The organism is Nocardia sp. N2S4-5 (assembly GCF_044628355.1).
GTDB lineage: Bacteria > Actinomycetota > Actinomycetes > Mycobacteriales > Mycobacteriaceae > Nocardia > Nocardia wallacei_B.
In genome coordinates this window covers 4563657-4581668 of record NZ_JBIUPM010000001.1, presented here as the reverse complement: position 1 = coordinate 4581668, position 18012 = coordinate 4563657, and the positions used below count along the sequence as shown (strand labels likewise).

Annotated in this window: 20 protein-coding genes and 1 pseudogene; 10 read left to right on the top strand and 11 right to left on the bottom strand. The window is 68.2% G+C overall.

The window, feature by feature from the left end:
* Positions 1-35 precede the first annotated feature (35 nt).
* Both ACFMRZ_RS20965 and ACFMRZ_RS20960 read right to left on the bottom strand, forming a co-directional pair.
* The gene (locus tag ACFMRZ_RS20965) at positions 36-203 is read right to left on the bottom strand and encodes a hypothetical protein (RefSeq protein WP_400180432.1); all 168 of its coding nucleotides are present in this window, start codon (positions 201-203) and stop codon (positions 36-38) included.
* Positions 204-686: 483 nt separating this feature from the next.
* Entirely contained in the window at positions 687-1259 is a 573-nt protein-coding gene (locus tag ACFMRZ_RS20960) for a TetR/AcrR family transcriptional regulator (protein ID WP_400180431.1), read from the bottom strand.
* A gap of 75 nt (positions 1260-1334) precedes the next feature.
* Between ACFMRZ_RS20960 and ACFMRZ_RS20955 the strand changes: the two genes are divergently transcribed.
* Positions 1335-1910 (top strand): dihydrofolate reductase family protein, encoded by a 576-nt coding sequence (locus ACFMRZ_RS20955; RefSeq protein ID WP_400180430.1) that lies wholly within the window; start codon positions 1335-1337, stop codon positions 1908-1910.
* A gap of 117 nt (positions 1911-2027) precedes the next feature.
* Here the strand turns inward: ACFMRZ_RS20955 and ACFMRZ_RS20950 are convergent, their stop codons facing one another.
* The gene (locus ACFMRZ_RS20950; RefSeq protein WP_280361866.1) at positions 2028-2447 is read right to left on the bottom strand and encodes a secondary thiamine-phosphate synthase enzyme YjbQ; all 420 of its coding nucleotides are present in this window, start codon (positions 2445-2447) and stop codon (positions 2028-2030) included.
* A 15-nt stretch (positions 2448-2462) separates the two neighbouring features.
* Complete coding sequence (locus tag ACFMRZ_RS20945) at positions 2463-2930, bottom strand: MarR family winged helix-turn-helix transcriptional regulator (protein ID WP_400180429.1); 468 nt, start codon at positions 2928-2930, stop codon at positions 2463-2465.
* A gap of 124 nt (positions 2931-3054) precedes the next feature.
* Here ACFMRZ_RS20945 and ACFMRZ_RS20940 point away from each other — a divergent pair, with 124 nt between their 5' ends.
* The 4 genes from ACFMRZ_RS20940 (at position 3055) to ACFMRZ_RS20925 (ending at position 6610) form a co-directional block, all read left to right on the top strand.
* Complete coding sequence (locus tag ACFMRZ_RS20940; RefSeq protein ID WP_400180428.1) at positions 3055-3528, top strand: SgcJ/EcaC family oxidoreductase; 474 nt, start codon at positions 3055-3057, stop codon at positions 3526-3528.
* A gap of 67 nt (positions 3529-3595) precedes the next feature.
* Entirely contained in the window at positions 3596-4861 is a 1266-nt protein-coding gene (locus ACFMRZ_RS20935; protein WP_280274821.1) for an aspartate kinase, read from the top strand.
* Between the two features lie 4 nt (positions 4862-4865).
* The gene (locus ACFMRZ_RS20930) at positions 4866-5900 is read left to right on the top strand and encodes an aspartate-semialdehyde dehydrogenase (protein ID WP_280274822.1); all 1035 of its coding nucleotides are present in this window, start codon (positions 4866-4868) and stop codon (positions 5898-5900) included.
* Between the two features lie 146 nt (positions 5901-6046).
* On the top strand, positions 6047-6610 hold the full coding sequence (locus ACFMRZ_RS20925; RefSeq protein WP_400180427.1) for an SMI1/KNR4 family protein: 564 nt from the start codon (positions 6047-6049) through the stop codon (positions 6608-6610).
* Positions 6611-6627: 17 nt separating this feature from the next.
* Here ACFMRZ_RS20925 and ACFMRZ_RS20920 read toward each other — a convergent pair whose 3' ends face one another.
* The gene (locus ACFMRZ_RS20920) at positions 6628-7218 is read right to left on the bottom strand and encodes a helix-turn-helix domain-containing protein (RefSeq protein ID WP_280361862.1); all 591 of its coding nucleotides are present in this window, start codon (positions 7216-7218) and stop codon (positions 6628-6630) included.
* Positions 7219-7311: 93 nt separating this feature from the next.
* Between ACFMRZ_RS20920 and ACFMRZ_RS20915 the strand changes: the two genes are divergently transcribed.
* Entirely contained in the window at positions 7312-7728 is a 417-nt protein-coding gene (locus tag ACFMRZ_RS20915) for a nuclear transport factor 2 family protein (RefSeq protein ID WP_400180426.1), read from the top strand.
* A gap of 27 nt (positions 7729-7755) precedes the next feature.
* Here ACFMRZ_RS20915 and ACFMRZ_RS20910 read toward each other — a convergent pair whose 3' ends face one another.
* Entirely contained in the window at positions 7756-9105 is a 1350-nt protein-coding gene (locus ACFMRZ_RS20910) for a serine hydrolase domain-containing protein (protein ID WP_400180425.1), read from the bottom strand.
* A 110-nt stretch (positions 9106-9215) separates the two neighbouring features.
* Between ACFMRZ_RS20910 and ACFMRZ_RS20905 the strand changes: the two genes are divergently transcribed.
* Both ACFMRZ_RS20905 and ACFMRZ_RS20900 read left to right on the top strand, forming a co-directional pair.
* Positions 9216-9656 carry a Fur family transcriptional regulator gene (locus tag ACFMRZ_RS20905; RefSeq protein ID WP_280274827.1) on the top strand — a complete coding sequence of 147 codons (441 nt, stop codon included), beginning with the start codon at positions 9216-9218 and terminating at the stop codon, positions 9654-9656.
* A 66-nt stretch (positions 9657-9722) separates the two neighbouring features.
* A complete protein-coding gene (locus tag ACFMRZ_RS20900) occupies positions 9723-11189 on the top strand; it encodes a catalase (RefSeq protein WP_400180424.1) in 1467 nt (488 codons plus the stop codon).
* A 6-nt stretch (positions 11190-11195) separates the two neighbouring features.
* On the opposite strand, the gene ACFMRZ_RS20895 is transcribed toward ACFMRZ_RS20900, so the two are convergent.
* Positions 11196-11837, bottom strand: a complete 642-nt coding sequence (locus ACFMRZ_RS20895) for a TetR/AcrR family transcriptional regulator (RefSeq protein ID WP_400180423.1) — start codon at positions 11835-11837, stop codon at positions 11196-11198.
* 158 nt (positions 11838-11995) lie between these two features.
* Here ACFMRZ_RS20895 and ACFMRZ_RS20890 point away from each other — a divergent pair, with 158 nt between their 5' ends.
* Complete coding sequence (locus tag ACFMRZ_RS20890) at positions 11996-12694, top strand: SDR family oxidoreductase (RefSeq protein WP_400180422.1); 699 nt, start codon at positions 11996-11998, stop codon at positions 12692-12694.
* Here the strand turns inward: ACFMRZ_RS20890 and ACFMRZ_RS20885 are convergent, their stop codons facing one another.
* On the bottom strand, positions 12695-13450 hold the full coding sequence (locus ACFMRZ_RS20885; protein ID WP_400180421.1) for a TetR/AcrR family transcriptional regulator C-terminal domain-containing protein: 756 nt from the start codon (positions 13448-13450) through the stop codon (positions 12695-12697).
* A gap of 150 nt (positions 13451-13600) precedes the next feature.
* On the opposite strand from ACFMRZ_RS20885, the gene ACFMRZ_RS20880 reads away from it, so the two are divergent.
* Complete coding sequence (locus ACFMRZ_RS20880; protein ID WP_400180420.1) at positions 13601-15133, top strand: MFS transporter; 1533 nt, start codon at positions 13601-13603, stop codon at positions 15131-15133.
* A gap of 221 nt (positions 15134-15354) precedes the next feature.
* On the opposite strand, the gene ACFMRZ_RS20875 is transcribed toward ACFMRZ_RS20880, so the two are convergent.
* The 3 genes and pseudogenes from ACFMRZ_RS20875 to ACFMRZ_RS20865 form a co-directional block, all read right to left on the bottom strand.
* Entirely contained in the window at positions 15355-15681 is a 327-nt protein-coding gene (locus ACFMRZ_RS20875) for a hypothetical protein (RefSeq protein WP_400180419.1), read from the bottom strand.
* A gap of 276 nt (positions 15682-15957) precedes the next feature.
* Entirely contained in the window at positions 15958-16590 is a 633-nt protein-coding gene (locus ACFMRZ_RS20870; RefSeq protein WP_400180418.1) for a lactate utilization protein C, read from the bottom strand.
* Between the two features lie 125 nt (positions 16591-16715).
* Positions 16716-17885: pseudogene (locus tag ACFMRZ_RS20865) on the bottom strand (transcription termination factor Rho, short form); the annotation flags it as partial.
* Between the last annotated feature and the right edge of the window lie 127 nt (positions 17886-18012).

The window sequence follows — 18012 nt, the reverse complement described above, 5'->3', positions numbered from 1 at the left end:
ATCGTGCCAGTCGGTCGGTGTTCTCGGGGTGACGCTCAGCCCACGTCGTAGTTCTCGAACCGGAACTTCTCGATGAATTCGATCAGGTTCTGCACCGCTTCCTCGTTCACGCGGGCGATGCTGCGTTTCATCAGGATTCCCGGCACGGGGATCGGCAGTTGCAGTTCGGAGTGGTACCAGACCTCGGTGCCCTCCCCGGTCACCTCGAAGCTCGAACCAGCCGCGGCCGCCGCCGCCGGCGCCGCTCTCCACGACTTCCCACGCGACCCGGTCGTCGGTGCAGTCGTATTCGAGAACCTGCCGATCGGAATTGCCGAGCGGGGTGACCGTGGCGTATACCTTCTTGGGACGTCCGTAGTCGTCGTAAGTCGCCACGCGCACATCCTTGTGCGACGGTGACCATTCCGGGATCCGATCGATCGCGAGCAAGGCTTCCATGACTTGTTCGGGATCGAGGTCGATGACAAATCGGTGGTCGGTCTTCGTGCGCATGCTGTGCCCTCCACCCCCCGTAATGCTTCGAGCCCGATTGTCGCCGGGGCCACAGCGCACGTCAACCGGGTCTCCGGTGCGGCAGTCCGTCCGGGGCACGGTGTTTCGGGCCGCGGCGGTCGTGCGGACTGCGGCCCCCGCACCTGGTCGGCGCACTAGTGACAGTGGCGGGATCCGGCCATCGGTGAGAAGCATCACACGGCGATCGCCCGGTCGACGGCCGCCCGTACCAGCTCGCGTCGCTGCTGCTCACCGAAAATCTCGGGCAGCGTGAGGTTTTCGAGGATCAGCCAGTTCAGGCTCAGGTACAGCAGCACCACCGTGGTCGCGTCGCCGGGCATCCCGGCCTCGAGGTGGTTGCGCACATTGAAATCGAGGTCGGCGCGCACCCGCTCGGTGAGCATCGCCTGCAGTTCGGGTCGCCGGGTCGCCTCCAGCCGTAGTTCCAGCTGGGCCAGGTAGCCGGTGCGGAATCCGGCGACGCGCCCGACGACCTCGGTCATGAGTTCGGTGATGGTCTCCCGGCTCTTGGGCGCGTCGGTCAGCATCGCCATGGTCTCCGCGCTGGGCTGCAGCCGTTCGTAGTACCGCCCGCAGACCTGGGTGAGCAGGTCGTCGCGATTGGCGAAGTAGTTCGAGGCCGTCCCGGCCGGTACTTCCGCTTCCTTGTCGACGGCGCGGAAGGTGAGCCCGCGCGCGCCGTCTCGCGCCAGCACCTCGATCGCCGCGTCCAGAAGGGTCTGCCGGCGTTCGGGATTGGTCCGCATGTTGACACCACTCCATCCGTAGTACTACATTCGAAATCACTACAGACAGAGTACAACAGGCAAGGCGGTACTGATATGCGAAAGCTCGTCTACTACGTCGGGGTGTCCCTGGACGGCTACATCGCCGGGCCCGCCGGGGAATTCGACTTCTATCCGGTCGCCGACGACATGTCGGCCTGGTTCAACGAGCGGTATCCGGAGGTGGTCCCGACGCACCTCCGTCCGCACGTGGGGTTGGCCGTGGACGCGCCGAACCGGGAGTGGGACACGCTGATCATGGGCCGCGGCACCTACGAACCGGCGCTGTCGATCGGGGTGGCCAGTCCGTACGCGCATATGAAGCAGTACGTCGTGTCCAGCACGCTGGCGCCGGTGGACGATCCGGGCGTCGAGGTCGTCGCCGGTGATCCGGTCGAGTTGGTGCGCCGGCTCAAAGCCGAAGAGGGCAGGGATATCTGGTTGTGCGGCGGCGGCAAGCTCGCCGGTGCGCTCATCGACGAGATCGATGAGCTGATCATCAAGAGCTATCCGGTGATCGCCGGCGGGGGCGTGTCGGTGTTCGGCGGGAACTTCCGCCCGACCCTGTTCCACCCGGTCCGGCGGCAGGAATTCAGCAACAGCGCCCAGGTGACCTGGTTCACCAAGGCCTGAGCCCCACCCCAGAGCGATTCTCTTCAGAAAGGCTGTACCCCCTTATGCGAAAGCCAGTTCGCAACCACGCTGTCCAGCAGCGCTTCGCCGCTCGTCCGGTGCGCCCGATCCCTCAGGTCAACTGGGGTCGGCAAGGAAGGAGAGGCGCACCCGGCGGTTCGGGTTGTCGACGTTGAGGTCGACGAAGGCCACCGACTGCCAGGTGCCCAGCGCGAGTTCACCGCGCAGCACGGGGATGGTGGCGTAGGGCGCGATCAGCGCGGGCATGACGTGCGAACGGCCGTGCCCGCGCGAGCCGTGCGCGTGCCGCCAGCGGTCGTCGGCCGGTAGCAGGTCGCGCAGCGCGGCCAGCAGGTCGTCGTCGCTGCCCGCGCCGAGTTCGATCAGCGCGATGCCCGCCGTGGCGTGCGGGACGAAGACGTGCAGCAGACCGTCGCCGCCCGCGGCGGCCTCGCGCAGAAAGGCCGTGCACTGCGGCGTGAGGTCGTGGACCACTTCGGAGCGGCCCGTGGTCACGTCGATCTCGGTGCTCTTCATGAGTTCCTCTCCGGCTCAGTCGGTTTCGTTGTTGCGCAGCATCGTGGTCACCCGCAGCGATGTCTCGTGCAGGCGATCGAACAGCTCGAGCAGCAGCTCCAGTTGCGCGGTCGAGTACTCGCCCATGATCTTTCCGAATTCCCGCGCCAGCAGCTCGTAATGCGGGGCGATCTCGGCGATCCGGTCCTCGTCGGCGGTGACGATCACCCGGCGGCGGTCCTGCGCGTCGTGCTCGCGGGCGACGTAGCCGCCCCGCAGCAGCCGGTCGATCATCCGGGTCACGGCGCCGGTGGTCAGTCCGGTGCGGGCGGCCAGCTCGCCGGGCGTGGCGGGACCGCCCAGGCGCAGCAGGTTCAGGCAGCGCAGATCGGTCACGTGCAGGCCCAATCGGTCGGCGACGGCCTGGTGCATCATCACCGCGTCCGTCGCATTGCGCTGAGCGGCGACGGTGAGTCGTTCTCCCAGGTCCTTCGCCTTCGTCATCGCTGCCTCGCTCCTCTCCGCCGGTGCTGCCTCCTTGACACTATCGCCCCACTCGATCATTATCTTATTTACTCAACTATTTACTGAATAAGTAAATGATCAGAGCAGTGAAAGAGGATCTCCGATGACCGACCGCCACGCCGACGAACTGGCCGTCCGCGCCGTGCTGGACCGGGCGAGCGCCGCCTGGGCCGCGGGTGATGCCGCCGCCTATGCCGCCGTTTTCACGCCCGATGCCGACTACATCACCTTCCTGGGCACCCATCACAAGGGTCGTGCCGACATCGAGGCCTGCCACGTCCCGCTGTTCGAGAAGTTCCAAAAGGGCTCGCGGATGGAGTGCGAGATCACCCAGCTGCGTTTCCCCGCGCCGGACGTGGCGCTGGTGCACGGCAAGGGCGCGTTGCTGAAGGGCGGACAGCGCCGCACGCCCCGCAAGACGAAGGTGCAGACCTGGGTGCTCGTCCGCCGCGCCGAAGGATGGGAAATTTCAGCTTTTCACAACACCAGATATCACTGGGTCCTGGCACCGTTGACCACCAAGTTCGACGCTCGGATGGGTTCCTCGCACCTGCCCCCGATCGAGGTGCATCGATAATCGTTGGATCCGGATCGGTACTCTGGGTTCCTGTAATTGCAGCTAGTCGATCTTGGAGGACCCCGTCGTGGCTCTCGTCGTTCAGAAGTACGGAGGATCCTCGCTCGAATCAGCCGAGCGTATCCGGCGCGTCGCTGAGCGGATCGTGGAGACGAAGAAGCAGGGCCACGACGTCGTGGTGGTCTGCTCCGCGATGGGCGACACCACCGACGAATTGCTGGACCTGGCCCAGCAGGTGTCCCCCGCGCCGCCGGCTCGTGAGCTGGACATGCTGCTGACCTCGGGCGAGCGGATCTCGAACGCCTTGGTGGCGATGGCCATTCACTCGCTGGGCGCGGAGGCGCGCTCGTTCACCGGGTCGCAGGCCGGCGTCATCACCACCGGTGCGCACGGCAACGCCCGCATCATCGACGTCACCCCGTCCCGGGTGCGCGACGCGCTCGACGAGGGTGTGATCGTGCTGGTCGCCGGGTTCCAGGGCGTCTCGCAGGACAGCAAGAACATCACCACGCTCGGCCGCGGTGGTTCCGACACCACCGCCGTGGCGCTCGCGGCCGCCCTGGAGGCGGATGTCTGCGAGATCTACACCGATGTGGACGGCATCTTCACCGCCGACCCGCGGATCGTGCCGGATGCGCAGAAGCTGGACCAGATCTCCTTCGAGGAGATGCTGGAGATGGCGGCCTGCGGCTCCAAGGTGCTCATGCTGCGTTGCGTGGAGTACGCGCGAAGCTTCAACGTGCCCGTCCATGTGCGTTCGTCGTACACCGACAAGCAGGGCACCTACGTTTACGGATGGATGGAGGACATCCCCTTGGAGAAAGCAATTCTCACCGGCGTCGCTCACGATCGCAGCGAGGCGAAGGTGACCGTGGTCGGCCTCCCCGACGAGCCGGGATACGCCGCCAAGGTGTTCCGCGCCATCGCCGACGCGGACGTCAACATCGACATGGTGTTGCAGAACGTCTCCAAGGTGGAGACCGGCAAGACCGACATCACCTTCACCCTGCCGAAGACCGACGGTCCGAAGGCCGTGGAGTTCCTGACCAAGCGGCAGAGCGAGATCGGCTTCTCCCAGGTGCTGTTCGACGACCACATCGGCAAGGTGTCGCTGGTCGGCGCGGGCATGAAGAGCCACCCGGGCGTCACCGCCACCTTCTGTGAGGCGCTGGCGCAGAACGGGGTCAACATCGACCTCATCTCCACCTCGGAGATCCGGATCTCGGTGCTGGTCAAGGACACCGAGCTGGACAAGGCCGTGCAGGTGCTGCACAAGGCCTTCGATCTGGGCGGCGACGAGGTCGCGGTCGTGCACGCCGGATCGGGGCGGTGATCGTATGGGTGTACGCGTAGGAGTCGTCGGCGCGACCGGCCAGGTCGGCGCCGTCATGCGGAAACTGCTGGCGGAGCGCGACTTTCCCGCCGACGAGGTGCGGTTCTTCGCCTCGTCACGGTCGGCGGGCAAGACGCTGCCGTGGCGCGGCGGGGAGATCGTGGTCGAGGACACCGAGACCGCCGACCCGAGCGGCCTGGACATCGCGCTGTTCTCGGCCGGGGCCACCATGTCGCGGGTGCAGGCGCCGCGGTTCGCCGCCGCGGGTGTCACCGTGATCGACAACTCGTCGGCCTGGCGCAAGGATCCGGAGGTCCCGCTGGTCGTCAGCGAGGTGAACCCGGAGCAGACCCGCAACCTGATCAAGGGCATCATCGCCAACCCGAACTGCACCACCATGGCCGCGATGCCGGTGCTCAAGCCGCTGCACGACGCGGCCGGTCTGCGGCGGCTGATCGTCTCCAGCTACCAGGCGGTGTCCGGCAGCGGACTGGCCGGGGTGGAGGAGCTGGCCGGTCAGGTGCGCGCGGTCGCCCCGGAGATGGAGAAGCTGACCCACGACGGTTCGGCCGTGCGATTCCCGGCGCCGAACAAGTACGTCGCTCCCATCGCGTTCGACGTCCTGCCGCTGGCCGGTTCGCTGGTCGACGACGGCTCCGGCGAGACCGACGAGGATCAGAAGCTGCGCAACGAGAGCCGCAAGATCCTCGGCCTCCCGGACCTCGCGGTGAGCGGCACCTGCGTGCGCGTGCCGGTCTTCACCGGCCACTCGCTGTCGGTGAACGCTGAATTCGCGCAACCACTTTCGGTAGAGGAGGCGCAGCGCATCCTCGCCGGCGCTCCGGGCGTCAAGCTGGTCGACGTGCCCACCCCGCTCCAGGCGGCCGGCATCGACGAATCCCTGGTCGGCCGCATCCGCCGGGACGAGGGCGTCCCCGACGGCCGCGGCCTGGCCCTGTTCATCTCGGGCGACAACCTCCGAAAAGGCGCCGCCCTCAACACCATCCAAATCGCCGAGGTGCTGTTGAGCCAGCGCTGAGCGAACGCCGTTGCGGCCTCCGGTCGTTTCCGGCATGTTCAATGTTGGTGAAAGATAGGTAACTTCGGCGCCGACCTGGCGTTATCGTGTTCCACCGAACTCGAACGGCGTTGGCGCGCAGGGGGTTCGGTGGTCATGATCGACCGATGGATGAGGAACTACGGGGTCGGCTGAATTGGGTTCGGGGGCGGCTGGTCTGGTTGCGGGAGCGGGACGCGTTGTTGCCCAGGGTTTTCGACAACGAGGTGGTGTCGGGGGGAAATCTGCACTCCTATCTCACCTGGCCGGTGCGGGCGGAGAAATTGTGCGGACTCGAGGACGCCATGGGGGCGGGCCTCGACCCGCTGTTCCGGGCCTTTCTGGCGCGGATCGGTGTCGGTGCGGGGCCGTATTGCGGGATCAGCTGGGAGCGGATGGTGCGGTCCGCCCGAAATGCCTGTGCGCGTGAATTTCCCGGTGGTGAGCAGGGGACAGGGCTGCCGGACGCGGGCTTCCTGGTGATCAGCGACGTGGGCTACGGCGACTTCATCGGCGTGGTCGCGGCCGGGGCGGCGCGGGGCCGGATCGTCTACCTGGGCTACCGTCGCAACGAATGGTCCTTGGGCCCAGCGTTTCTCGACTACTACCAGAGCTGGCTCAATCACGCGGCCGCCCGGCTAAATGCCGAACTGCGGGCGTACGCACCGGCCGGGGTCGTCGGCTGCGCTTGAGTGACCGACGGCGCGGGTTACCGGGCGCGCAGGCCGTCGAACACCACGGCGAAGGCGCGGGACCGCTGCTTCTCGTCGGCGTCGGTGGTGTGCGCCGCCAGCAAGGCGCCCTTGAGGATTCGCATCAGGTCGTCGGTGCCGATATCGGTGCGTACCGCCCCGCGGTCCTGGGCACGACGCAGCAGGACATCGATCTCGGTGACCAATTCCCTTGTGGGCACGGTGGTTCCGACGGCTTCGTGACCGCCCAGCGCCTCGGCGAGGTCGCGTTTCACGCCGCCCTCGGTGACCATCCGGTCGAGTAGTTCGAAGAAGGCCGCGCCCGCGTCCTCGGCGGTGGTCAAGGTGCGGGCGTAGTCGATCATCCGCTCGACATTGTCGGTGATCGCGGCGTGGAACAGCGCCTCCTTGGTGGGGAAGTGCCGGTACACGGTGCCCGGGCCGACGCCCGCGCGGCGGGCGATCTCGTCCAGCGGGACCGAGATGCCCTCGGCCGCGAAGGCGGCCTGCGCGGCGGCCAGCACCCGCTCCCGATTGCGCTGCGCATCGGCCCGCGGCGCCCGTCGAGTGCCGCCGGTGGGGCTCGCCGCGGTCGGTTTCTCCTGCACGGCGCGAGTCTACCGCTTACCCATTGACAAACGGGGCGATGGTTCCGGATTATAAGCGGGGCATACGTTCCGCTTAATCGAGAGAGGTTTGTCATGACAGAGACTTCGGTGCAGAGTCCCCGGGCGCTGGTCGAGAAACTGTTCCAGCAGCTCCCGGCCAGAGACGCCGACGCCTTCGTGGCGCTGCTGGCGCCCGACGCGATCTTCGAGATCCCGTTCACCATCCCCGGCCTGCCGGACCGGCTGGAGGGGCGGGAGGCTATTCGCGAGCATCTGGCCCAGCGCTGGTCGGGGCTGTCCGGGATCGAGGTGCACGCGATTCATCCCGAGGTGTACGAGACCACCGATCCGGAACTGCTACTGGTGGAGAACGAGGTCGATATGACCGTGCCCGGCGCCGGGCGCGCCCGGGTGCGCACGTCGGTCAATGTGGTCCGGGTCCGCGACGGCCAGGTCGTGCTGTTCCGCGACTACATGGACACCGCGCGGCTCACGCGACTCGTGGAGTGACACCGGCCGCGCCGTCGCCGGGGGACCTCACCGGATTCCGGGGGTGCGCGGATCCGGCCCGAGGCACGCCAGCAGCAGGCAGCCGGGCGGGGCGTCGGCGAACGGCGCGGCCAACGGAGTATTCAAGCAGGACAGGACATTACAGTCGGGATAGGCGTGCGGCCCGAGGCCGAACACCGCCAGCGTGATGTTCGGATCGAAGTAGTCGCGCGGGTCCAGGCGCGGCGGCGGCTCCACGTAGGGGCCCAGGTCCGGCGCCGGTGGCTGTTCGAATGCGGCGAACAGCCGGCGGAAGAACTCGTGGGACAGTTCGGCCGAATTCTGCAGCGCGCCGGTCACTCCGAGGTTGCTGTGGTTGCCGAAGACGCCCGTCCACACCACGGTCAGATCCAGGCTGGGGATGACGAAGACGTTCTGCAGGGCGAGCCCGGACATCTCGTAGGTGTCGGCGGGCAGAAAGCCGGGCATCTCCACGCACCCCGCGCCCACCCAGAACAGATACCCGTAGCAGGGGTTCGCCGCCGACGGCTGCCGGGCGCGGCGCAGATAGTCGGCGGAGACGACTTCCGCACTGCCCCAACGCCCGTCGTTGCTCGCCAGCAACCCCAGCTTGGCCAGATCGTCGGGCGGGATCATCAGATGGGCATAGCCGTAGGTGTGCCCGGAACGGTCGCGGGCCCAGTAGTAGTCACTGCGCTGGATGCCCAGCGGATCGAACAGCTCGCGCTGGGCGAACTGCTGCAGCGGCTCACCCACCGCCAGCTCGACGACATAGCTGAGCAGATCGACATTGCGCTGGCTGTAGGCGAATTCGGTGCCCGGCGGATGGTCCAGCGGCACGCCCAGCGCCTGCACCGCGCTGTTGGGATCGACCGGCACGACACCGGTGACGCCCTCGTTGATCAGGCCGATGTGCAGTCCGGAGGTCTCGGTGAGGAGGTTCTCGACGGTGATCGATCGATGCGCGGTGTCGCCCAAACCGGGTGGGAGGTAGCGGCCTATCGGTGCCGAGATGTCGAGTTTCCCTTGATCCCAGGCGATTCCGGCGACCAGAGAGACGACGCTCTTGGTGACGCTCCACACGTTCCAGGCGACATTGTCGGTTTGTACATTGCCCGGTCCGGTGCCGATCAGGCAATTGTGCCGGAATACTTTGACGTTCAACCGATTTCGCTGGGCCGCGAAGTCCAGCGCGGCGGTCAGCCGGGCGGCGTCCAGCCCGGCGCGCTCCGGCGTGGTGCGTTCGAAGTCTCGTCCGGAGGTCACCGCGCAGCGGACGTCGTCCACCGGCGCTGCCCGGACGGACGCCGCGGATATGCCACCGGCCGCCAGTGCGAGCACCGCCACACCCGTCACCCACCCGAGGATGCGCCCCATGCCCTCAGGCTATCGCGGCAGTGCGCGCCGCACGGTGAATTCTCGGCGTCCGTGATCGGCCCGTCCGCTCCTTTTCTTGACTTATTCCAGAAAAGAGGGAGACTGGACTCATGCACACCGGTGACTTCGATCCGCGCGAACGGTTGCGCGCGGTCGGCCTGCGGGTTACCGCCCCGCGGGTCGCGGTGCTGGACGTGGTTGCGGCGCAACCGCATTCGGATGCCGAGCGAGTCGCCGCCGCGGTCCGCGAACGGATCGGGTCGGTGTCCACGCAGGCCGTCTACGACGTGTTGCGCGCCTGCGTGAACTCGGGCCTGCTGCGGCGCATCGAACCGGCCGGGTCCGCGGCGCTGTACGAGGCCCGCATCGGCGACAACCACCATCACCTGGTGTGCAGGCAGTGCGGCACGGTCGTGGACGTGGACTGTGCCGTGGGCACTGCCCCCTGCCTCGACCCGTCCGACGCGCACGGTTTCACCGTCGACGAGGCCGAGGTCGTGTACTGGGGCCGATGCCCGGACTGCCGGGCCGGGTCCGTACACGCCCGATAAACGCGCCACCCATCCCGTACCCGGGCAGCTGTCCCGGTGTTCGCTCGTCAGCCAAGGAGGCGTCGAATGACCAAGCCGACCACCACCAATACCGGCACCCCGGTACCCAGCGACAACGAGTCGCTGACCGCGGGCGCGCAAGGCCCGATCCTGCTGCACGACCACTACCTGATCGAGAAGCTCGCCCAGTTCAACCGCGAGCGGGTGCCGGAGCGGATCGTGCACGCCAAGGGTGCGGGGGCCTTCGGCGAGTTGGTCGTGACCAACGACGTCAGCCGGTTCACGAAGGCCAAGCTGTTCCAGCCCGGCGCGCGCACCGAGTCGCTGGCCCGGTTCTCCACGGTGGCCGGCGAGCAGGGCAGCCCCGACACCTGGCGCGACCCACGGGGTTTCGCGGTGAAGTTCTACACCGAGGACGGCAACTACGACCTCGTCGGCAACAACACGCCGGTCTTCTTCATCAAGGATCCGATCAAGTTCCCCGACTTCATCCGTTCGCAGAAGCGGTTGCCGGACAGCGGTCTTCGCGATCACCACATGCAGTGGGACTTCTGGACGCTGCGCCCGGAGAGCGCCCACCAGGTCACCTGGCTGATGGGCGACCGCGGCATCCCGAAGACCTACCGCCACATGAACGGGTACGGCTCGCACACCTACCAGTGGATCAACGCCGCCGGTGAGCGCTTCTGGGTGAAGTACCACTTCCGCACCGACCAAGGGCAGCAATTCCTGACCCAGGCCGAGGCCGATCGGCTGGCCGGCACCGATCCCGACTATCACCGCCAGGACCTGTGGGAGGCGATCGAGCGCGGCGACCACCCGAGCTGGACGCTGTACGTGCAGGTCATGCCGGTCGATGAGGCGGAGGGCTACCGCTTCAACCCGTTCGATCTGACCAAGGTGTGGTCGAAGAAGGATTACCCGCTGATCGAGGTGGGCCGCTGGACGCTCAACCGCAACCCGCGCAACTACTTCGTGGAGATCGAGCAGGCCGCGTTCGAGCCGTCGGCGATCGTGCCGGGCATCGGCTACTCGCCGGACAAGATGCTGCTGGGCCGGGTGTTCGCCTACGCCGACGCGCACCGGTACCGCATCGGCACCAACTACGCCCAGCTCCCGCCCAACCGGGCCCGCGCCGCCGAGGTGAACTCCTACTCCAAGGAGGGCGCGATGCGGTACGACTTCAACGCGCCGGAGGCGCCGGTGTACGCGCCGAACTCCTACGGCGGCCCGCACGCCGACGCGGCCCGCGCGCCGGAGGAGGCCGCCTGGACCTTCGAGCCGGAGCAGGTGCGCGCCGGTTACATCCAGCACGCGGAGGACGGTGACTTCACCCAGCCGGGCACCCTGGTCCGCGAAGTGTTCGACGACGCACAGCGGGATCGCTTGGTGGGCAACGTCGTCGGTCACGTGCTCGGCGGCGTGCGGGAGCCGGTGCTGAGCCGGGTCTTCGAGTATTGGAAGAACGTCGACAGCGAGATCGGCAAGCGTATCGAGGAGGGCGTGCGCGCCGGGCTCGACGGCAAGCGCTGATCTTTCCTATGCCGACCGCAGGAGCGCGTCCGTCAATTGCTCGGCGGCCGACCGGTCCAGGGGTGCGTGGCCGAGCAGGAAGCGGTACCAGAACAGGCCGTAGAACTGGTCCACGAGCAGGTCCGGGTCGGTGCGGACGGGTAGTTCGCCGTGTTCGACGCCGCGAACGAGAATCTCCCGCACGGCTTTTCGCCGCGCCGCGGTGAAGTCGCGCACCAGCTCCGCCAGGTGTGGGTCGCGGGCCGCCTCCCGGACCAGAGTGCGCAGCGCGGGGGCGGCAGGAGGGCCCTGTGCTCCCGCGAAAGTGGATTCGATGACCGCCAGCAGGTCGCCGCGCACCGAGCCGGTGTCCGGCTGCGGCACGACCTGATCGGCGGTCGCCAGCAGGCCGTCCAGTAGTACCGCGCCCTTGGAGGGCCACCAGCGGTAGATGGTCTGCTTGCCGACCCCGGCCGCGCGGGCGATGGAGTCGATGGTGATCGGCGAGCCGTCCGACTCGGCGAGCAGGCGCATCGCCGCGGCGAGAATCGCCTGATGCACCGCTTCGTTGCGGCGCCGCCCCGTGTGTGGGCGCACCGTATTCGGTTGCTGCCGTGGCGAATTCACCCGGCTCGCGCCTCCGTCCGCGGCATTCGATCGCGCTCCCATCGGCTCACCCCCTCTTCGGCTTCGAGCGGCGTGGGAATACCGTACGCGCTACCCTAGTTATCGAGACTATCGGTCTCGTCAACAAGGCGCGAGACCCTCGCAGAAGGAAGCAACAATCATGACCGCACCGAACACCTCCGCCACCGCGCGTCGTCGTCATGGGCGGCAGCTCCGGGATCGGCGAGGCCACCGCGGCGCTGTTCGCCGCGAGTGGCGCGGAGGTCGTCGTGACCGGCCGCGACCAGGGCAAACTGGATGCGGCCGTGGCCCGAATCGGCGGCCGCGCCACCGGGTTCCGCGTGGACGCCACCGATCAGAGTGCGATCGACGCGTTCTTCGCGCAGTCGGGAACCATCGACCACCTGGTGATCTCGGTGAGCGGCGCCGCGGGCAGCGGCCCGTTCGCCGAACTGGGTCTCGATGAGCTGGCCGCAGCGTTCGACGGCAAGTTCTGGCCTCAGGTCCGGATTCTCAAAGCAGCGCTGCCGCAGTTGAATTCGGCGGGTTCGGTCACCCTGGTCACCGCGGGCTCGTCTCGCGCCGCCTTCCCGGGCACGTCCGGCCTGGCAGCCGTCAACGGCGCACTGGATGCCATGGTGCCGCCGCTGGCGGTGGAGCTGGCGCCGCTGCGGGTGAATGCGGTGTCGCCCGGCGTCATCGATACGCCGTGGTGGGACCGGGTTCCGGAGGATCAGCGCCGCACCCTGTTCGACGGCATCTCCGCCGCCACCCCGGTCGGCCGCGTCGGACGTCCCGAAGACATCGCCCGGGCCATCCACGCGCTGGCGACCAACGGTTTCATCACCGGTGTGGTCCTGGACGCCAACGGCGGCGCCGCCCTGGCGACCGGGCGCTGACTATCGAGCCCGGCGGCGGCGCAGTTCGGCCCCGTCCATGATGAGGTTCAGTTCGTCGTCGAACGTGGCGTCTCGATAGCCCGCCGCGTTCACGCCGCGCTGTTCGACGTAGCGCCGGTGGTTGCGTGGAAAGGGTTGGGACGCGGCCTCGTACGCCGCCATCAGGCGCTCGGTCCACTGCTGTTCGTCGAGGCCGCTGCGCGCGATCGTGGCCAGCGCCGCCGCCTCGGTCGAGGTGGCGCCGATGATGTAGGTGAAGACCGTGTTGGTGACGCGGTCGGCGGTGTCGTCGTCGAAGCCCGCCGATTCCAGCAGTGCCAGCGCCTGTTCGGTCAGGCGCATCAGGTGGGGTCCGAGGAAGGCCAGCCCCGCGCTGCTCAGCACCACGCCGACCCACGGGTGCCGCAGCATGACCGCGCGCACGTCCCGGCCGAAATCCAGTACGGCCGAGCGCCATTGGGCTGGGTCGGCGGTTTCGAGCGAGTGCACCTCGCCGAAGATCTCGTCGACGACCAGTTCGAGCAGCTCCTCCTTGTTCGCCACGTGGGTGTACAGCGAGGTCGCGCCCGCGTTCAGCCGCGCGCCGAGCTTGCGCATGCTCAGCGCCTCGTAGCCCTCGGCGTCGAGTAGGGCGATCGCCTCCGCGACGATCTGGTCCCGGCTGAGCGCCGGGGTCTCCCGCCGCGCCCGCTGCGGGCGTGTCCACACCGACGGAATTCCCTCCGGTGCCGTGCCTTGCCGTGTCTCGGTGGCCATCTCCGCTCCTTCACAGTCGTCGCGCCCAGCATAACGCGCCGGGCGAACGGTGTTCGGAGTAGCGAACGACGTACCTATTGCGAACACTGTGCGGTGACCGTACAGTGTTCGACAGGACGCACGCCGTGCGGAATCTCGAAAGGGCTCACGATGGAAACGCTCGAAACGACCGCCCGGGAGTCGGTCGGCAGAAACCCCCGCCGCTGGCTGATCCTGGTGGTGCTGTGCCTGAGTTCGCTGGTCCTGGTGATCGACAACATGGTGCTGACCGTGGCGATCCCGGACATCGCGACCGATCTGCACGCCAGTGCCCAGCAGATCCAGTGGATCATCGACGCCTACCTGCTGGTGTTCGCCGGACTGCTGCTCACCTCGGGCAGCCTGTCCGACCGGTTCGGCCGGCGGCTGGTGATGGTGCTCGGCCTGGTGCTGTTCGGCGGCGCGTCATTGCTCGCGGCCTACGCGAATACCCCCGAACTGCTGATCGCGGGCCGGGTCGTGATGGGTGTCGGCGGCGTGCTGATCATGCCGAGCACGCTGTCGATCCTGATCACCGTCTTCGACGATCAGGAACGGCCCAAGGCGATCGCCGCGTGGAGTGCGGTGGCCACGCTGGGTATGGTCGGCGGCCCGGTGGTCGGCGGCGCGCTGCTCGACCACTTCTGGTGGGGCGCGGTGTTCGTGATGAACGTGCCGATCGCGGTGGTGGCGATCGTCGCCGCGCTGGCGCTGATGCCGGAGTCGAAGGGGCCGTGGCGCAAGCCGGACGTCCCGGGCATGGTGTTGTCGATCGTCGGAATGACCGCGCTGGTGTGGGCGATCATCGCGGTGCCGCAGGACGGCTGGACCGATACCGGTGTGCTGACCGCCTTCGGCGTCGCCGCGGCCGCACTGGCCGGGTTCGTGCTCCGCGAGGTCACCACCGAGTCGCCGATGGTGCCGCTCGATCTGTTCCGCAATCGGACGTTCACGGGGTCCAGCTTCTCGCTGGTGCTGGTGACCTTCGCCAACGGCGGCCTGGTGCTGGTGCTGACCCAGTTCCTGCAATTCGTGCTCGGCTACACGCCGATGCGCACGGCGCTGGCGTTCACGCCGATGGCGGTCGCGATCCTGGCCTGCAACGGACTCGGCGCGACGCTGGTGAGCAGGTTCGGCGCCAAGGTGGTCACCGTCATCGGACTGCTGGTGGTCGCGGCCGGTTTCGGCGGACTGGCCCTGCTCGACGCGGACAGCGGCTTCTGGCCGGTGGCGCTGGCCACGGCGCTGCTCGGTGCGGGCGCCGGACTGGCGATGCCCGCGGCCATCGGCGCGCTGATGAGCGTGGTCCCGGCCGAACACGCCGGTGTCGGTTCGGCGCTGAACGACACCATCCAGCAGGCCGGTGCGTCGATGGGGGTGGCGGTGCTCGGCGCGATCCTCGCGGGCACCTACACCGACGAGATGCCGACGTGGGCGCCGGAGGGTATCCGCGAGTCGATCGCCGGTGCGCTCGGCACGGGTGACGAGGGCTTGATCGGCCTGGCCCGGCATGCATTCAGCTCGGCCATGTCGGCCACCTTCACGGCGGGCGCGCTCAGTGCGCTGGCGGCCTCGGTGGTGGCGGTCTTCCTCATGCGGAACGTGAAAAACGTTGCGGGCGAAGGGGAGACGATCGGTAGCGAGCAACCGGCCGATACGCGCTGAACGCTGTATGAACTCCGCCCCGGCCGAGATCGGCGGGGCGGAGTTCGTCGTGCCCGGCGGCCGCTCTGCCTACAGCAGTCCCCACCAATAGAGCAGGCAGGCCAGTACGAAGACGACTGCGGTTTCCATCGTCGCTCCCAACCTTTCGCGTACCACCCATCATTCCTCGAGTTCGCGCGCCGCGCCGCCGACCAAGATCACAACGCCGCAACGGCCCCGGATCACATGAGGATGTCGGCCAGCGAGCCGTACGCCATCAGCGCGAGACCGGCCAGCACGACCGCGAGATCCCGGGCCGTCGACGCGGCCGCCGGAGGTTCGAGGTCCGCGAGCGCCGCCGCCAGCGCCGCGTCGAGATCGGCCGGGGCGAGCCGGTCCGCCGCGGTGGTTTCGGTACCGCCCAGTCGTGCCCGGAGGTTTTCGACGAAGCCGACGAGCGCCGCCCGGGTCGCCGCCTCGCGGCGCACCGCTCTGTTCCACGCGATGACCAAACCCACGGCCGCGACGAGGGTGCCGACGAGCACGAGCAGGTCGTCGTTGAGTTCCACGCCGAAACCGTATAGCGGGCGGCCCGGCACCGGAAGCGACCGGATACCCAGTGCCGGAAAGCCTTTCACATCCCCCCGCCCACGCGATCCTGCCGCCCCCTCCCTGAAGTCGGCAGGAGCGCGTGGGTGTGGCTCGGACGTGACCCGCCACCCCTCGAAGACGGGCCGCGTCCGGTGCTCCAACCCCCTCGGCGAGGGGGTTCACCGGAGTGATCCGGTGGTGACACAGACGATGCCGCGCCCGGCTTGGCGGGGTCTTAAAGAGTGCTTGCGGTGCTACTCGACGATGAAGACGATCAACTGCCGCGGATCCGAGGCGTCAGGTGTGGCCGCCGCGGCCGACGGGCCGCCGAAGAAGGTGATCGGACGGCGCGGATCCAGTCGATCGAGCACTTCGGGCAGCGACGCCACGATCTGGTCGGCCCGCACCACGCACACGTGGCAGCCGGGCACCCGGCTGGGCGTGCGCCGGAGCTGGCCGGGCCTGCCGTCGAGCACGAGGGTGCCGGAATCGGCGACCGCGCCGGTGCAGGTGGTCACGATCGCGTCCACCGGGTCGGCTGTGGAGGAGTGTGGATGGTCGGGAACCACGTGGTGGCCGTCGGTCTCGGACCAGTATTCGAGCCATTCCCCGGGCAGGCCGTCGGGCGCTGTCACCGCGGTAGCGCCGTGCACGCGCAACACCAGGTTGACGCGGTCGGCGATCTCCGGCTCGGAGATCCGGTCCACCTCGGCGCCCAGGGATTTCAGTCGACTCGCGAAGGATTCCACGAGGGTGGCGCGATCCTCGGTCGAGACCGCCGGTGTCTGCCGCGGGTACCGGTGCGACACCGTCACGGTGCGCTCGTCGTCGGGTAGTGCCATCAGGCCGTCGCGCACGCGGCGCAGGAACTCTTCTCGCGACGTCACCGTGTCCTCCCGGGTCGAGCAAGGCCGGCACGACCTGCTCGATGCCCACCACCGCGAACCAGGTTACCCCCGCGTAGGAACCCGGCTAATACCGCGCAACGTCGTGTTGCCGATGGGCGCCGGTGTCAGTGACCGGCGGCGCGCACACCGGCGAGGAACTCGGCGTTCGTGTCGATCTGGCGCAGGCCGGTGAGCAGCAGTTCGAGGGCCTGCTGGGGCTCGCGTCCGGCCAGCGTCCGGCGCAGCGCGTGGACGGCGGCCAGCTCGTCCGGCGCCATCAGCAGCTCGTCCTTGCGGGTGCTGGACTGTGCGATGTCGACCGCGGGGTGCAGGCGGCGCTCGGCGGTGCGCCGGTCGAGCTTCAGCTCGGCGTTGCCGGTGCCCTTGTACTCCTCGAAGATCACCGTGTCGGCGACCGAACCGGTCTCGACGAGCGCGGTGGCGACGATGGTGAGCGAACCGCCGTGCTCGATGTTGCGGGCGGCGCCGAGGAACTTCTTCGGCGGCGCGAGCGCGGCGGCGTCCACACCGCCGGAGAGCACCCGGCCGGAGGCGGGCGAGGCCAGGTTGTAGGCGCGGGCCAGGCGGGTCAGCGAATCCAGCAGCACCACCACGTCCCGGCCCATCTCGACCAGGCGCTTGGCGTGCTCGATGGCCAGTTCGGCCACCGCGACGTGTTCGCGCGGCGGCTGGTCGAAGGTGGCCGCGGCGATGTCGGCGGGCACCGCGCGGGTGAGGTCGGTGACCTCCTCCGGGCGTTCGCCGACCAAGACCATCAGCAGCTGGCATTCGGGGTGGTTCTTCGCGATGCCGTGTGCGATCGATTGCAGCACAGAGGTTTTGCCCGCCTTCGGCGGCGCGACGACAAGGGCGCGTTGGCCTTTGCCGATCGGCATCGCCAGATCGGTGACGCGCGTGGTGATTTCGTGCGGCTCGGTCTCCAGCCGCAACCGGTCCTGTGGATAGATGGGGACCAATTCCGAGAAGTGCGGGCGGGACTTCGCCTGCGCGGGCGGCAGGCCGTTCACGGTGTCGATGCGGATCAGGGGCGCGAATTTGGCGCCCTCCCGCTTGGCTCCGACCGTGCCGGTGACGGTGTCGCCGCGGCGCAAACCGAATTCGCGGAGGAGACGCGGCGGCACGTGGGCGTCGTCCGGACCGGCCAGGTAGCCGTCGACGCGCAGGGCCGCGTGGTTGTCGGTGAGGTCCAGGATGCCGGTCACCGGTGTCCCGGTGGTTACCGCGTCGGCCTCGCCTTTCGAATGAATAGTGTTGTGTTTCATGGTTTCTCTCCTGAGTGAGATAGGAAGTCGTGCTGCGGCGAACGCCGTGGATGCGGAGTGTGAGCCGCGGGTGGAGAATCCCGGTCGAGCCCGATCGAGGTGGCACTGCACCGAGGAATCGGATCGGAGCGGGTGAAGA